The organism is Labrys methylaminiphilus subsp. lupini, assembly GCF_051161885.1.
Lineage (GTDB): Bacteria > Pseudomonadota > Alphaproteobacteria > Rhizobiales > Labraceae > Labrys.
Window position 1 is genome coordinate 3702675 of sequence record NZ_JBMDIH010000001.1, and the last position, 15656, is coordinate 3718330.

The 15656-nt window shown below is 64.1% G+C and carries 15 protein-coding genes; 11 read left to right on the plus strand and 4 right to left on the minus strand.

Annotation, left to right across the window (positions count from 1 at the left end; all coding sequences use genetic code 11):
* The first annotated feature begins 133 nt into the window (after positions 1 to 133).
* The 10 genes from ACN6KF_RS17530 to truB all read left to right on the plus strand — a co-directional run bounded on the left by ACN6KF_RS17530 (position 134) and on the right by truB (position 10597).
* A complete protein-coding gene (locus ACN6KF_RS17530; protein ID WP_434958072.1) occupies positions 134 to 1201 on the plus strand; it encodes a LacI family DNA-binding transcriptional regulator in 1068 nt (355 codons plus the stop codon).
* Complete coding sequence (locus ACN6KF_RS17535; RefSeq protein ID WP_434958073.1) at positions 1198 to 1560, plus strand: hypothetical protein; 363 nt, start codon at positions 1198 to 1200, stop codon at positions 1558 to 1560. Before ACN6KF_RS17530 ends, ACN6KF_RS17535 begins: the two co-directional genes overlap by 4 nt.
* A complete protein-coding gene (locus tag ACN6KF_RS17540; protein ID WP_434958074.1) occupies positions 1542 to 2009 on the plus strand; it encodes a hypothetical protein in 468 nt (155 codons plus the stop codon). The genes ACN6KF_RS17535 and ACN6KF_RS17540 overlap by 19 nt, the downstream gene beginning before the upstream one ends.
* A gap of 175 nt (positions 2010 to 2184) precedes the next feature.
* Positions 2185 to 2901: a ribosome maturation factor RimP gene (gene rimP / locus ACN6KF_RS17545; protein ID WP_434958075.1), complete on the plus strand. Its 717-nt coding sequence runs from the start codon at positions 2185 to 2187 to the stop codon at positions 2899 to 2901.
* Between the two features lie 12 nt (positions 2902 to 2913).
* Complete coding sequence (gene nusA, locus ACN6KF_RS17550) at positions 2914 to 4539, plus strand: transcription termination factor NusA (protein ID WP_434958076.1); 1626 nt, start codon at positions 2914 to 2916, stop codon at positions 4537 to 4539.
* 6 nt (positions 4540 to 4545) lie between these two features.
* On the plus strand, positions 4546 to 5286 hold the full coding sequence (locus tag ACN6KF_RS17555; protein WP_434958077.1) for an RNA-binding protein: 741 nt from the start codon (positions 4546 to 4548) through the stop codon (positions 5284 to 5286).
* Between the two features lie 42 nt (positions 5287 to 5328).
* Positions 5329 to 8670 (plus strand): translation initiation factor IF-2, encoded by a 3342-nt coding sequence (gene infB, locus ACN6KF_RS17560; RefSeq protein WP_434958078.1) that lies wholly within the window; start codon positions 5329 to 5331, stop codon positions 8668 to 8670.
* A gap of 105 nt (positions 8671 to 8775) precedes the next feature.
* Entirely contained in the window at positions 8776 to 9225 is a 450-nt protein-coding gene (locus ACN6KF_RS17565; RefSeq protein WP_434958079.1) for a hypothetical protein, read from the plus strand.
* A gap of 29 nt (positions 9226 to 9254) precedes the next feature.
* Positions 9255 to 9680, plus strand: a complete 426-nt coding sequence (gene rbfA, locus ACN6KF_RS17570) for a 30S ribosome-binding factor RbfA (protein ID WP_434958080.1) — start codon at positions 9255 to 9257, stop codon at positions 9678 to 9680.
* The gene (gene truB, locus ACN6KF_RS17575; RefSeq protein ID WP_434958081.1) at positions 9677 to 10597 is read left to right on the plus strand and encodes a tRNA pseudouridine(55) synthase TruB; all 921 of its coding nucleotides are present in this window, start codon (positions 9677 to 9679) and stop codon (positions 10595 to 10597) included. Before rbfA ends, truB begins: the two co-directional genes overlap by 4 nt.
* Positions 10598 to 10771: 174 nt before the next feature.
* Here truB and ACN6KF_RS17580 read toward each other — a convergent pair whose 3' ends face one another.
* Both ACN6KF_RS17580 and ACN6KF_RS17585 read right to left on the minus strand, forming a co-directional pair.
* Complete coding sequence (locus ACN6KF_RS17580) at positions 10772 to 12244, minus strand: class I SAM-dependent methyltransferase (RefSeq protein ID WP_434958082.1); 1473 nt, start codon at positions 12242 to 12244, stop codon at positions 10772 to 10774.
* Between the two features lie 203 nt (positions 12245 to 12447).
* Complete coding sequence (locus tag ACN6KF_RS17585; RefSeq protein ID WP_434958083.1) at positions 12448 to 13374, minus strand: LysR family transcriptional regulator; 927 nt, start codon at positions 13372 to 13374, stop codon at positions 12448 to 12450.
* 93 nt (positions 13375 to 13467) lie between these two features.
* On the opposite strand from ACN6KF_RS17585, the gene ACN6KF_RS17590 reads away from it, so the two are divergent.
* Positions 13468 to 14259, plus strand: a complete 792-nt coding sequence (locus ACN6KF_RS17590) for an NAD(P)H-dependent oxidoreductase (RefSeq protein ID WP_434958084.1) — start codon at positions 13468 to 13470, stop codon at positions 14257 to 14259.
* Positions 14260 to 14280: 21 nt separating this feature from the next.
* On the opposite strand, the gene ACN6KF_RS17595 is transcribed toward ACN6KF_RS17590, so the two are convergent.
* Both ACN6KF_RS17595 and ACN6KF_RS17600 read right to left on the minus strand, forming a co-directional pair.
* Positions 14281 to 15198, minus strand: coding sequence for a cation diffusion facilitator family transporter (locus tag ACN6KF_RS17595; protein ID WP_434958085.1), 918 nt, complete (start codon positions 15196 to 15198; stop codon positions 14281 to 14283).
* 169 nt (positions 15199 to 15367) lie between these two features.
* Positions 15368 to 15610: a DUF2934 domain-containing protein gene (locus ACN6KF_RS17600; RefSeq protein ID WP_434958086.1), complete on the minus strand. Its 243-nt coding sequence runs from the start codon at positions 15608 to 15610 to the stop codon at positions 15368 to 15370.
* Positions 15611 to 15656: the final 46 nt, after the last annotated feature.

Consider the following 15656-nt stretch of genomic DNA (forward strand, 5'->3'; position numbering starts at 1 on the left):
GCATGCGCCGGGATATTGATTGCGATCGGCGTTCGTGTCAAGGGGATCGGCGCAGGGCTCCGGTCGCACCCGCAACGAGCAGATGACGTGACTTTTACGAAGTTTCGTCAACAGGTTAGAGTACGGTAGTCTGATGCCGCCCGCCAAAGAACGAGCCAAACGCATTCAAAGACGCGCGTTGCGCGACGTCTCCAAGATCCGCATCGGCGACGTGGCCCGCGCCGCGGGGGTCTCGACGGCCACGGTCAGCCGTGCCCTCACCTTTCCGGATCGGGTGCAGACGGAAACGCGCGAGCGTGTGCTCGCGGCCGTGCGCGAGCTCGGTTACACGCCCAACAGCGCCGCCCGGCAGTTGCGCGCCGGCTCCTCGCGCAGCGTGCTGGTGGTGGTCGGCCCCCGGCGCAATCCGCCCTTCTTCAGCGAGGTGCTGCGGGGGATCGACACCGCTCTGTCCCAGGCTGGCTATGCCGTGCTGATGGGCAATCTCGATAGCATCGACGGCAAGGAGAAATATCTGGTCGACCTCGTTTTCGGGGGCCATATCGACGGAGCGCTGGTGCTTGCGAGCACCGTGCCCTCGCATGCCGGGCGCACCATCGCCGATTCAGGCATTCCCATCGTCGGCATCTGCGCGGAGACCGATGTTGCCGGCATACCGGCCGTGGTGGTCGACGACGAGATCTGCTGCCAGGCCCAGACGCGCTATCTCCTCGACAGGGGCCACCGGCATCTGGCCTATCTCGCCGGCCCGAAGGGCAATTACAACGAGCGCCATCGCTATGCCGGATTCCAGGCCGAAATCGCCGCCGCCGGCCTCGGGCCCGATGATTTCGTGCGCTTCGAGGGCAATTATGATTTCGCCTCCGGCGTCGCCTCGGGCAAGGCTTTTCTGGCGCTGGAGCGCCGGCCGACCGGGGTGGTCGCCACCAGCGACGAAATGGCGATCGCCTTCATGACGACCATCCGCAGGGGTGGGCTCAGGGTACCCCAGGACGTTTCCATCATCGGCTTCGACGGCATCGAACTCGGCGATTTCGTCGAGCCGACCCTGACGACCATTCGCCAGCCGCGTTTCGACCTCGGATCGACCGGGGCGAAGCTGCTGCTCCAGTTGATGCAGGGCAACGCTGCCTCGCAACAACTGACCACGCTGAAGGGCGCGCTCGACGAGCGCGAGAGCGCCGGATGGGTGAAAACGTGACCGGCACCGGGACGAGGCCGAAGATCGCGCCGTCGAGCGCCGTCTCCCTGCCCCCGCGCGGACCCGACTGGTTCGAATTCGATTACGCCGTCAGCAGCGACGGCCGGCTGATCTGCCTCGAAACCAGCCACGATATCGCCAGGCAGGGCCGTGAATCGTTTCTCAAAAGCGCTCCGACGTTGGGCCGGCTATCGATCTTCGACGGCGAAAGGCAGACGGAACCAGCCCATTTTCCGATGCCATCGAACACCTGCAATGCGACGGCGAAGGCAAGATCTGGTGCGGATATTGGGACGAGGGTGCTCTCGACAATCGCGCCTGGAGCCGCGGCGGCCCCGGCATGGCGCCCAGCGGCCTGATGCGCTTCGATATAGGTGGAAGGGCCCTCTGGTCACAGGGCGTCGCCACCACAGACTTTGCCATGGTCGACTGCTATGCGCTCAATGTCGGACGCAGGCAGGTCTGGAGCTGTTGCTACACGGACTTCCCCATTCTCAGCATCGACCTGTCTGGGACTCACCGGCTCCGGCCCAACGCGATCGAGGGCGCCAAGGCTATCGCCATCGATCGTCACTTCGGTCTGCTGGCCGGCGGCTATGCGCAAGAAAGCCATCGCCTCGTACTGTTCCGATGCGACAAGCACGAGATCAAGACCCTTGCTGCCTACGATCTCGATCTGGGCTTCAGCCGCGAACGACCGGCGCAGCTTTTCACCGCTCGCCAAGATACGCTGCACATCGTATTGGATGATCAATGGTACAGATTGAGCGTCATGGATGTGGCACTGGTCGCCGGGGTCTTTTACTGAAGCAAGGGATCCGAAGCGCGCCCGTCAACAAGGTGAACGATTCCTTCCTTGCATGGCGACGAAAAATCCCTATATTGCGTTTGTCTCGATGAGACATCTCATAGACGGTCTACTTGATCGTTGGTTTTGAGAGTGGGCCCCACCCGGGACCCGCTCTTTTTGTTTCGAGGGTTGCGTGAACGAACCCGAAGCCATTGTCAGCAAGGCCGATTCGTCGGCTGACGCGTTGAACGAACCGCGCCGTCTCACCGAGACGGGCGTTGCCGCACGCGTGGCAGAGATCACCGAGCGCACCATTATGCCACTCGGCTTCCGCCTCGTGCGGGTACGCCTCAACGGCAATAATGGCGGCACCGTGCAGATCATGGCCGAACGGCCCGACGGCACCATGACGGTGGACGATTGTGAGCTGATCTCCAAGACGCTCTCACCCGTCCTCGACGTCGATGATCCGGTCGGCAAGGCCTATCACCTGGAAGTCTCGTCGCCGGGGATCGATCGCCCGCTGGTGCGCGTCAGCGACTTCCAGCGCTGGGCCGGGCATGAAGCCAAGATCGAGATGACCCTGATCGTGGCCGGTCGCCGCCGTTTCCGGGGCATCCTGCTGGGCGCCGAAGGCAGCAAGGCAAAGATTCGCCGTGTCGATGCCGGTCCCGGTGAGGCCACCGATGTGGAGTTGAAGGTCGACGAGATGAGCGAAGCCCATCTCATCCTGACCGACGCGCTGGTGACGGAATCGCTGCGCCGCGCCAAGGTCGCCTCCAAGGCGCTGGCCGCGCAACTCGAGGCTCAAGAAACGTCGGAGCTGGAAGCGGACGAACTGGAATCGGACGAAACCTCCGATCCGGAGACGCCGTCCAAGAAGCCGCATAGACAACCAAAAACCCGCTGAGAGGAAAGAATCATGGCCGTCAGCGCGAACCGCCTGGAACTATTGCAGATTGCCGACGCCGTCGCCCGCGAGAAGGTGATCGATCGTCAGATCGTGCTCGCCGCGATGGAAGACGCAATTCAGAAGGCCGCCCGCTCCCGTTACGGTCAGGAGACGGAAGTCCGGGCCGAGATCAATCCCAAGACCGGCGAGATCCGCTTGTCGCGCCTGCTGCAGGTGGTTGACCAGATCGAGAACGACGCCGTCCAGATCCTGCTCGAGGATGCACGCCGCAAGAATCCGGCTGCCCAGATCGATGACTGGATCGCCGAAACCCTGCCGCCCTTCGATTTCGGCCGCATCGCCGCCCAGTCGGCCAAGCAGGTCATCGTGCAGAAGGTGCGCGAGGCCGAGCGTGATCGCCAGTTCGACGAGTTCAAGGACCGCGTCGGCACCGTGGTGAACGGCCTGGTCAAGCGCGTGGAATATGGCAATGTCGTCGTCGATCTCGGCCGCGGCGAAGCCGTGGTACGCCGCGACGAATTGCTGCCGCGCGAGGTCTTCCGCCCCGGCGACCGCATCCGCGCCTATCTCTTCGACGTGCGTCGCGAGCAGCGTGGCCCTCAGGTCTTCCTGTCGCGCACCCATCCCCATTTCATGTCCAAGCTCTTCGAGCAGGAAGTACCGGAGATCTATGACGGCGTGATCGAGGTGAAGGCGGTGGCCCGCGACCCCGGTTCGCGCGCCAAGATCGCCGTGATCTCGCGCGATTCCTCCATCGATCCGGTCGGCGCCTGCGTCGGTATGCGCGGTTCGCGCGTGCAGGCGGTGGTCGGCGAACTGCAGGGTGAGAAGATCGACATCATCCCCTGGTCGCCCGACGTCGCCACCTTCATCGTCAACGCGCTGCAGCCGGCCGAAGTGTCGAAGGTGGTGCTCGACGAGGATTCCGAGAAGATCGAGGTCGTCGTACCCGAAGCCCAGCTTTCGCTGGCCATCGGCCGCCGCGGCCAGAATGTGCGCCTGGCCTCCCAGCTCACCGGCTGGGACATCGACATCCTCACCGAGGCCGAGGAGAGCGAGCGTCGCCAGAAGGAATTCGTGCAGCGCACCCAGACCTTCATGACCGCCCTGAACGTCGACGAGGTCGTCGGCCAGTTGCTCGCCTCCGAAGGCTTCCGCACGGTTGAGGAAGTCGCCTATGTCGACCCTTCCGACGTGTCGTCGATCGAAGGCTTCGACGAGGAAACCGCCGGCGAGATCCAGACCCGCGCCCGCGACTACCTCACCGCGGTCGAGGAAGAGTTCGATGCCAAGCGCAAGGCGTTGGGCGTGGAAGATGAGTTGAAGACGGTCGAAGGCATCTCCACCGCCATGATGGTGGCGCTGGGCGAGAACGACGTGAAGTCCGTCGAGGACCTTGCCGGCTGCGCCACTGACGATCTCGTCGGCTGGACTGAGCGCAAGGACGGCGAGACCACCAAGCATGCCGGCTATCTCGACGGCTTCGAGCTCAGCCGTGACGAGGCCGAGGCGATCATCATGGCCGCCCGCGTCAAGGCCGGCTGGGTCGAGGCTCCGGCCCAAGCCGAGGAAGAGACTGCCGAGGAAGAGGCTGCCGACGAGGAAGCTTCTACACTCTCCGAGCATGGAGCATGACCCCTCGTGTTGACAGAGCGCATCGAGGAAGACGATGACCGCCGGGCGCGCGAGCGCCTGTGCGCGGCTACGCGCCTCGTACGTCCTGTCGACACGCTGATACGCCTGGTCGCAGCGCCCGACGGCACCCTGACCCCGGATCTCAAACGCGTCCTGCCTGGACGCGGCGTCTGGGTCACCGCCAACAGGGCTAGCGTGCAGGAAGCCATGCGCAAGCGGGCCTTCGCCCGCCTGCTCAAACGACCGGTCGAAGTGCCGGCCGATCTGCCAGGCATCATCGAGCGGCTGTTGCAGAAGGCGGCGCTCGACATGCTAAGCTTCGCCAATAAGGCCGGACTCGTCCTCTCCGGCTTCGCCAAAGTAATGAATGCAATCGAATCCGAACGCGTTTCACGGCGCCTCGTGGCCCTGATTCAAGCGCGTGATGGGGCCGAAGATGGCGGCCGCAAGCTTGCACAAGCCGTCAAACGGGCCTATTGGGATAAAAATGCACCTAACTTCATTACGATTTTCGATTCTGCCCATTTGGATTTGGCATTAGGGCGGACAAATGTGATACATGCTGCGCTCTGCGCGGGCCCGGCGGTTACCGGTTTCCTGGATCGCGTTGCAGCGCTTGCTTTCTGGCAGGATGGCGGACTGGCCTCGGCTGAGCCACGTCCATCCTCCGAAGCCCCGCTGCAGGCGGACGACGAACCCTCAACGCAAGATGCCGCCCCGTCGCGAGACGGCGACGACGTCAGCTGAACTATCGAATGAAACGGGGCGACCCGCAGGATTTGGCACGGAATGACTGATACGAAAAACCCGGGCGATACGCTGACTGTTACGCCCACCAAGACGCTGACGCTGAAGCGGCCCTCGAGCGCGCCGGATACGGTTCGCCAGAGCTTTTCGCATGGCCGCTCGAAGACTGTCGTCGTCGAGACGGTGAAGCGCCGTCCGTCAGGCCCCGTTACTCCGCCTGCCGCGCCGCCGCCTGCTGCGCCGCCACCGCGGCCGGTGCCTCCTCCGGCAGCAGCAGCGCCCCAGCCGGTTCCGCCCCCCCGGGCCGCCGAACCGGCGCCCGCGCCGCGCCCGGTGGAAGCGCCCAAGGCTCCGGCGCCCGCGCCCGTTCAGCCTGCACCCGTTCAGCCTGCGCCGGTCGTTGCCGAGAAGCCAGCCGCTCCGGCGGCTGCCGCTCCTGCACAGGCACCCGCTCCCGCACCGCAGGTGGAAACACCGGCGCCGCGCCCCGCAGCCCCGGCTCCGGCTGCAGCGGCACCGGCGGCTCCCCGCCCCGCGGCTCCGGCTCCGGCCGCTCCTGTGGCCCCCCGTCAGGCTACTCAGACGCAGGGACGTCCAGGCGCACCTCAGCAGGGTGGACGCCCCGGACAGTCGCCGTCCGGTCGGCCCCAGGGCCAGCGCCCGGGCCGGCCCGGCGCCGGCATGGTTCTGCGCACGCTGTCGAACGAGGAAATGGACGCCCGCACGCGTGTGCTGGCCGAAGCCCGTGTCCGCGAAGCCGAGGAGCGCAAGCGCGCGGCCGAGGAAGCCGTGCGCCGCGCGGCCGAGGAAGTCCGCCGCGAGGAAGAGCGCAAGGCGGCCGAAATCCGCAAGCGCGAAGAAGATGAGCGTCATCGCCGCGAGGAAGAAACCCGCCGCCATGGCGAGGCCGAGGCACGCCGCCATTTGGGCGAAGCCGCGCCTGCGCCCCGCGAGGGGGCTGCACCGGCTCGGCCGGGTGGCTATGGCGACCGGCGCGAAGGTCCCGGCGATCGGCGGCCGCCCCGCGAAGGCGGCAGTTCCTTTGGCGATCGGCGTCCGCGTGAAGGCGGTGCCGGGCCAGCAGGTGAACGCCGTGGTCCGCCGCGTGAAGGCGGTGCCGGCCTCGGTGACCGTCGTGGTCCGCCGCGTGAGGGTGGTGCCGGCTTTGGCGAACGCCGTGGCCCGCCGCGCGAAGGCGGTACCGGCTTTGGCGACCGTCGCGGCCCGCCGCGCGAAGGTGGTTCCAGCTTTGGCGACCGTCGTCCCGGCGGTGGTGGCTTCGGGGCCAATCGCGGTGCTTCCGCCTTTGCTCCGTCCGAACCGGCAATCACGCCGCCCGCGGGCCGCAATGTCGGTGGTCCGCCGCGCGCTCGTGCCGTGGTCGAAGACGATGATGGCGCCCGTGGCGTACGTCGTGGTCCCGGCGGTCCCGGTCGTGCCGGCGCCGCTCCCCCTCGCCGTGAGGCTACACCGCGCACGACCGAGCAGAAGGGTCGCGGCCGACTGACCGTGACCAGCGCCACGGGTGAACAGGACGAGCGTACGCGCTCCGTCGCCTCCTTCCGTCGCCGTACCCAGCGCATGACCGGCCATCGCCATGTCGAGGCCAAGGAAAAGATCATGCGCGAAGTGGTGATTCCGGAAGCGATCACCATCCAGGAACTCGCCAACCGCATGTCGGAACGCGCGGTCGACGTCATTCGCCTGCTGATGAAGCAGGGCGAGATGAAGAAGATCAACGACGTCATCGACGCCGATACGGCGCAGTTGATCGTCGAGGAGCTCGGCCATACGGCCAAGCGCGTGTCGGAAGCCGACGTCGAGGAGGGCCTGTTCGATACGGCCGACATCGACGATCATCTGGAGTCGCGCCCGCCGGTCGTGACCATCATGGGCCATGTCGACCACGGCAAGACTTCGCTGCTCGACGCGATCCGCTCCGCCAATGTCGTCTCCGGCGAAGCCGGCGGCATCACCCAGCATATCGGCGCCTATCAGGTGACCTCGCCGCTCGGCGGCAAGATCACCTTCATCGATACGCCCGGCCACGCCGCCTTCACGGCCATGCGTGCCCGCGGCGCCAAGGTGACGGATATCGTGGTGCTGGTGGTCGCGGCCGATGATGGCGTCATGCCGCAGACGGTGGAAGCCATCAATCACGCGACGGCGGCGAAAGTGCCGCTGATCGTGGCGATCAACAAGATCGACAAGCCCGACGCCAAGCCGGAACGCGTGCGCACCGAACTGCTGCAGCACAACATCCAGGTGGAATCGATGGGCGGTGAGACCATCGAGGTGGATGTTTCGGCCAAGCAGCGCACCAATCTCGACAAGCTGCTGGAGATGATCCAGCTGCAGGCCGAAATTCTCAACCTGCAAGCCAATCCGGATCGTCCGGCCGAGGGCTCCGTCATCGAAGCCAAGCTCGATCGTGGCCGGGGCCCGGTTGCGACGGTGCTGGTGCAGCGCGGCACGCTCAAGGTCGGTGACATCGTGGTCGCCGGTGCCGAGTGGGGCCGCGTGCGTGCCCTGGTCAACGATCTCGGCGCCACCATCCCCCAGGCCGGCCCGTCCCTGCCGGTCGAGGTGCTCGGCTTCAACGGAACGCCGGAAGCCGGTGACCGTGTTGCCGTGGTCGAGAGCGAAGCCCGTGCTCGCGAAATCACCGAGTACCGTACGCGTCAGAAGCGCGAGAACACCGCTGCGCGCCTGAGCACAGGCCGCGGCACGCTCGCCGACATGATGGCGGCGGTGAAGGCCGGCTCGGGTGCCCGCGAACTGCCGCTGGTCGTCAAGGCCGACGTGCAGGGTTCGTTGGAAGCCATCATCGGTGCCCTCGACAAGGTGGGTAACGATGAGGTCAAGGCCCGCGTCATCCATTCGGGTGTCGGTGGCATCACCGAATCCGACATCGGTCTGGCGGAAGCCTCCGGTGCCGCTGTGATCGGCTTCAACGTCCGCGCCCACAAGGAAGCCCGCGAGGCTTCCGAGCGGACGGGTACCGAGATCCGCTACTATAACATCATCTACAACCTCGTGGATGACGTGAAGGGCGTGCTCTCCGGCCTGCTGGCTCCGACGCTGCGCGAAGAGTTCCTCGGCAATGCCCAGATCCTCGAGGTGTTCAACATCACGAAGGTCGGCAAGGTTGCGGGCTGCCGCGTCACCGACGGCCACGTCGAGCGCGGTGCCAATGTCCGCCTCATCCGCGACAACGTCGTCATCCACGAAGGCAAGCTCTCCACGCTCAAGCGCTTCAAGGACGAGGTCAAGGAAGTCCAGGTCGGCCAGGAATGCGGCATGGCCTTCGAGAACTACCAGGACATGCGCGCCGGCGACGTCATCGAGTGCTACCGCGTCGAGGAAATCAAGCGTACGCTCTGATCGATCTCGGCAGAAAATTACGCAATGGCCGGGGGAACCCGGCCATTGCCGTTTTATGAAGAATGAATCCGCTCCTTCGCGACTGCGCGATCTGGACTAAGAACTATGCCCTGTCTTGATCGCTCTTCTTTGATGTCGATGCCACTGGGCATCGTCACTGTCTTGCTCCGCGGGCTTGCTCTCTGGTTCGCGATGACGGTCCCAGTTCTGGCCGAAGTCTGCGACAAGGTTGTCGGTGACGCATGGAGCCCTGATGATGGTCCAGCACTATTTCGCTATAGTTGGACCGCAGTAGTACTTGTCTGCGTCGTCGGAGCATGGTTCTCGCGCCAACCCTGGCTCTCATTCCTGGTCGCGTCGACTGCAACCGCGATGATGCTCTTCAGCCTGCTAGGAGCGCTGACAGACGAGCCGGTTTACAGTTTTGCCGTCGGGGAAGGCTGTATTTCGCGCGAACTTGATATCATAGACATGCTTCTCAACGCTGGTTCGGCGTTGGGTTGCGTGCTTCTCGGGTTTTGGCAGCGGCGCAGCCGCGCTATGATCCGGACCTGAGGAACAACGGAACTTCAACGAAAGCAAAGATGCCCCGTCTTACCCCCTCCTCCTCCAAGGCCCCCACGCAGCGGCAGTTGCGCGTCGCCGAGCTGATCCGCCACGCCCTCGCCGAGATCCTACAGCGCGGCGAGATCGTGGATCCCGTGCTTGAAGGCAAGGTCATCACCGTGCCTGAGGTCAGGATGTCACCCGATCTCAAGGTCGCCACCGTCTATGTGATGCCGCTGGGCGGCGGGGATGGCGAGGCTGTGATCAAGGCCCTCGCGTCCCATGCCAAATATCTGCGCGGCCTGATCGCCCGGCGGGTGACCATGAAATACGCGCCCAATTTCCGCTTCCTGATCGATACGACCTTCGATTACGCCTCCAAGGTCGACACCCTTCTGCGCCAGCCGCAAGTCAGCCGCGATCTCGAGCAAAGGCTGCCCGGCCAGGAGGAGGACGAGGCATGAACGCGCCCCGTTCAACCCGTGTCGAGGTCAATGGCTGGATCATCCTCGACAAGCCCGTCGGCATGACCTCGACCCAGGGCGTCGCCGTGGTCAAGCGCGTGTTCAACGCCAAGAAGGCGGGCCATGCCGGCACGCTCGATCCCCTGGCCTCCGGTATCCTGCCCATCGCCCTCGGTGAAGCCACCAAGACGGTCCCCTATGTCATGGACGGCCGCAAGGTCTATCGCTTCACCGTCACCTGGGGAGTGGAGACCAACACCGACGACACCGAAGGCGGCCCGGTGGCGACCTCCGACCTCAGGCCTGAAAAAGCAGAGATCGAAGCCTTGCTGCCCCGCTACACCGGCGTGATCAGCCAGGTCCCCCCGCGTTTTTCCGCCATCAAGGTGGATGGCGAGCGCGCCTACGACCTTGCGCGTGACGGCGAGGAGGTTGAGCTCGAGGCCCGCAATATCGAGGTTCATGCCCTGCGCATCGTCGAATTTACCGGCGAGACCACCACTTTCGAGGCCGAATGTGGCAAGGGCACCTATGTCAGGGCGCTGGCGCGCGACCTCGGCCGCGACCTCGGCTGCTACGGACATGTCACCGCTTTGCGCCGGGCCATGGTCGGTACCTTCGACGAGCAGGATGCGGTTACGCCCGACGAATTGCGCGCCATGAAGGAAGGCACGCCGGACCTGCCCCCGCTGGCGGAAGCCCTGCTGCCGGTGGAAACCGCCCTCGAGGCCCTGCCGACCCTGATGGTTTCCCAGCACGACGCCAGCCGCCTTGCCCGCGGCCAGGGCGTGATCCTGCGAGGCCGCGACGCGCCGGTCTTCGAAGGCGTGGCGGCAGTGATGTCCGGCGGAACGCTGGTGGCGCTCGCCGAACTCGAGCGGGGCGAATTGCTGCCCAAGCGCATCTTCAGACTATAGAGAGCGTCGTGCCAAAAGGCGGACACCGGTTTTTGCCAAAACGAAGCGGCAACAGCTCCTTGCAGCGTCGGACCTGATTCCTGAATCGAGTCCGGTGCTGTTGCGTCTTGCGGGCCGGTGACCTCGCCGTCCCGGCAGCCGGGGGTCGGCTCATTTGCGATAGACAGAGGGATTTCAGGCTTCCTGAAACCACTCCGCTCTTCGCAAGGGCAAGATCGACGGCCCGTGGATGCGCCGGGTTGCCACGGTCTGGAACACGTTGATGCCGCCACGCTGGAAGCTGATGCAGCACATCGACAGGTAGAGCAGCCATAGCCTCGTGCGTTCCCAGCCGACCATGGCGCTGGCCTTCTCCCGGTTCGCCCAGAGATTGTCGACCCAGTGCTTGAGGGTCAGGTGAAAATGCATGCGCATCGGCTCGATATCATGGATCTCGAAGCCATGCCGCTCCAGATTGGTCGCGGTCATGCCGATATGATCCATCTCGCCCCCCGGGAAAATATAGCGACGGATGACTCTCATATAGGCCGTTTCCCGGCCGAACTTGGACATGTCGAACAAGGCACGCCGAACACTGGCCTGGTGGAGATAGCGGCCGTCGGGCGTCATCAGTTCACGCATGTGGATGAAGTGGCGGTCGTGATTCTTCAGCCCCACATGCTCGAACATCTCGATCTGCGCGACCGCATCGAACTGCCCCGATGGCTCGATGGTGCGATAATCGCGCAATTCCACCTCGACCTGGTCTCCCAGCCCCTCCCGTTCGATTTTCGCGCGGCAGAATTCCAGCTGGCGCTGCGCCAGGGTCACGCCATAGGCCGTGACGCCGTAATGCCGGGCAGCGTGGCAGACCAGCCCGCCCCAGCCGCAACCGATGTCGAGCAATCGGTCACCGGGTTTCAACTGAAGCTTCTGGCAGATGCGGTCGAGCTTGGTCTGCTGGGCATCTTCAAGCGAGGATTCCGGACTCGGGAAATAAGCCGCCGAATAGACCATCTCCGGATCCAGGAACAATTGATAGAACTCGTTCGAGACGTCGTAATGGAACTGGATCAGCTCCTTGTCGTCCCGCCCCTTGGCATAGCGCATCGGGACCGAGCCATCAAAGCTGGGCAGCGGGGCTGCCTTGGCCATCCGGCCAAAGAGGAATGGCGTGGCAAACCCCAACAGCTTCATTTTGGGAAATGACCGACCTGTGGCGAGTGCCTTGCTGTGATTCCAGCGTTCTGCCGCCTGCAGAGGACTTCCACCGACAATATCGACTTCCTGTTCAGCGTATAGCTCGAACAACGTCATCAGCCTCGGGCGCGTCAACATCCTGCGTATCGCTTCGGGGGAGCGCAGCACAAAGCGGATGTCGTCTCTGGCATGAGGCCCGAGCGGCAGAACTTCGCCGTTCCACAATTCGAGACTGAGATCCGCCCCAAGTTTGTCGGCGACCTCCCCGACGAGCTTACGCGTAACTGCAAGACGCTTTTCTTCGAGATTCATGGGCGCCGCTTCATGGGTTGGGAGGCTTGCCTGCACTCGCCCCACCCGACGTGAAGGCAATGCAGCGACGCTTCCCGAATCGACCGGCTCGGGCAGACGTCTCTCCGTCACCTTTTTGACAGGTTTAATATTACCTGCAACCCATGGGTGCATCATGTCGCGGCCGCAACGGACAAGGACGATATGAGGCTACGGCGCTTGGCGTGATATCTACGCCTTCGAGGCCTTGCCGTCCTGCGTGGCCGCGACGCACTGGTCTTCGAAGGCGCGGCAGTGGTGATGTTAGGCGGCGCGCCGGGAGCGCTCGCCGAACGCGCGCGCGGCGAATTGCTGCCCAAGCGCATCTTCAGCACCGGCCCTCAGATCGACTTCGCATCGAGGCCTGGCAACTGGGCGATCGCACTTGCGAGAAACTCGATCAGCAGTCTGACGCGCGCAATGCCGGCACGCTCGGGCACGATCAGCATGTTCAAAGGCGTGGGCACCGGCACATAATCGGGCAGGATCGGCTCCAGCCGACCTTGCTCGAGGAGATCATCGACCAGCCAGACATGGGTCGGGCCGAAACCACGGCCGGCCGCGAAAGCTTCGCGCGCCGCAAGTCCGTGATCGACCTGCAGGCGTCCGCCAAAGGGCACGGCATGGCGGCTTCCGTCCGGCCCCTCGAGAACGAGCATCTCGCTGCCCGCGATGTTCGACATGCGTATGCCCTCAAGCCCGGCCAGGTCTTCCGGCGTCCGTGGCCGCCCATACCGGGCCAGAAAGTCAGGAGCTGCCACGAGAACCCGACGGCTGCGGCCCAGCGACCGCCTCTTCATGGAGCTCTCGTCGAGCGGCCCGAGCCGCAGTGACAGGTCGACGCCTTCCCGGACGAGATCGATACGTTCGTCGGTGAGGCTGAATTCGACTCTGATATCGGGATGGCGGTCCTGGAAGGCGAAGAGCAGGCGGGCGACATGCCGAACGCCGAGGGCGGCCGTGCAGGACAGGCGGACCGTGCCGGCATGCTCTCCCTGCCCCTGTCGAGCCTCGTCGCCGGCCTGTTCGACGAGGCGCAGGATCTGGACGGCATGGGCATAATAACGGCTGCCTTCCTCGGTGAGCGAGACGCGCCGGGTCGTGCGGCTGAGAAGAGCCACGCCCAGCGCATCCTCGAGCTCGCTCAGGTGCCGCGTGACACTTGACTGGCCGATATTCAGCTCGCGTGCGACCGCAGAAAAATTTCCGCGCTCGGCGACGCGAACAAAGCTGCGAATGCGTTCCAAAGTGACGTCTGATTTATCCATAAATCGGCATAGTACTATGCATTCTCCAGGTATAGCGGATTATATGGACCTTCCCTAGCTTTGAGGAATGATTTCTCATTCCCGGAAACACCCATGAAAGTCCTGCTCGTCTTCGCGCATCCCGAACCCCGCTCGCTCAATGCAAGGCTTCGCGACGTTGCCATCGCCGAACTCGAGGCCCAGGGCCACGAAGTTCGTCTGTCCGATCTCTATGCCGACAAATGGAAATCCGAAGTCGACCAGGCCGATTTTCCGGCACTGGAAGCCGAAGCCAGACTGATACCGGTGCATGCCTCCAAGAAAGCCTTCGAGGCCGGCACGCTAACCGACGACGTCAAAGCCGAGATCGAGAAACTGCTATGGGCCGATGTCCTCATCCTGCAGTTTCCGCTCTGGTGGTTCACCATGCCGGCCATCCTCAAGGGCTGGGTCGACCGCGTCTTCGCCTATGGTTTCGCCTATGGCGTCGGGGAACATAGCGACCAGCGCTGGGGGGATCGCTATGGCGAGGGAACCCTGGCCGGCAAGCGCGCGATGCTCATCGTGACGGCCGGCGGCTGGGAAGAACATTATACGCCGCGCGGGATCAATGGCCCGATCGACGACCTGCTGTTCCCGATCCATCACGGCATTCTCTATTATCCCGGCTACGACGTACTGCCGCCCTTCGTGGCCTATCGAGCCGATGGCCTCAAGGAAGCGGGTTTCGAGCCGCTGGCCGAGCGCCTGCGCGACAGAATGCGAACGCTGCCATCCGCGTCGCCCATTCCCTATCGCCGCCAGAATGCCGGCGACTACCTGATCCCGACCATGCAACTGCGAGCCGGGCTCGAAACGTCGGGCGAAACGGGCTTCTCGCTGCATCGGCGCGCGCCCGCCGATTGAGCCTGCCGGCCCGGATGGCCGTCACAACCTGGTTTCGCCTTCGTCCTCGCGCAGGGCCCGGTCCTCCATCTGAATGGTGACATGGCCGATGCCGAATTCGTGGCCGACAAGCTGGCGGGCTGCGACCAGAACCTCGCGCGCTTGGGTCATGTCGGCCAGCACCAGATGGCCACTCATGGCATCGAGCCCCGAGGTTATCGTCCACACATGCAGGTCATGCACGGCGACCACGCCGGGAATTTCGCCCAGCTTCTTCTCGAGCAGGGAGAGATCGACGGTAGGTGGCGTGCCTTCCATAAGAATATGCACCGCCTGCTTCAGCAGGATCCAAGTGCGCGGCACGATGAACAGGCCGATCCCCGCGCCGATGATGGGATCGACCAGCGTCCAGCCCGTCAGCATCACCACGAGGGCGGCGAGGATGACGCCGAGGGAGCCGAGCATGTCGGACAGGACCTCGAAATAGGCCCCCTTGACGTTGATGCTCTCGGAAGAGCCCCCGGACAGGAGCTTCATGCTGATCAGATTGACCACCAGTCCCGCCATGGCCACGGCCAGCATCGGGGCCCCGAGGATTTTGGGCGGGTTGAGGAAGCGCTCATAGGCTTCATAGAGGATGTAGACGGTGAGCAGCAGCAGCACGACGGCGTTGGTCAGCGCCGACAGGACCTCCATGCGGACATAGCCATAGGTCTTCTGAGGCGTGGCCGGCCGTTCGGCGAAACGGATGGCGATCAAGGCTAAAGCGAGGCCTCCGGCATCCGTTAGCATATGCGCGGCATCCGCCAGCAGAGCGAGGCTGCCTGTCCACAAGCCACCGATGACCTCCGCCGCCATGAAGGCCGAGGTCAAGGCAAGGGCGGTCAGCAAACTGCTCTTGTGACGGCCCGCTGCCGTCTCCCCGCGCGAGGCCACCCCGTGCGCATGCCCGTGTCCCATCCATGCCCTCTTGCAATTGCCGCACAACGCAAGCCGCGATGCAGGGGAAACATAACTCCTCTAGCCGCTAGAGGAGCAAGACACAAAGGCGATGGTTCGGGTGAATATGCGCCAAACCGTCCAGAATGAAGTGCGTGATCCGTTCAAATCACACAGCGCTTTTGCCGACTCAGTGCTTGCTGGCTTTCCGCTTGGCTGCAGGAATAGCCTTCCGCTCGGGCTCGGGCTCGCCTTTCGCGTTCAGTTCGTGCACGTCATAGAAGCGGGAGGTCAGCGTCGATTTTGCTTCCTCGCCGACGATGAATTTCTTGGCCATCTCCCAGTGGCGAAGATCGCTGCCTTCCGGACACCCTTCGCGCAGCCAGATCTCATAGGCCTTCATTCGAATGCGCTGTTCGGTCGTATGTGGCATCGCTGCGCTCCCTCGTCGCGTTTAACGGAGCGGCCGACGCAGAGGC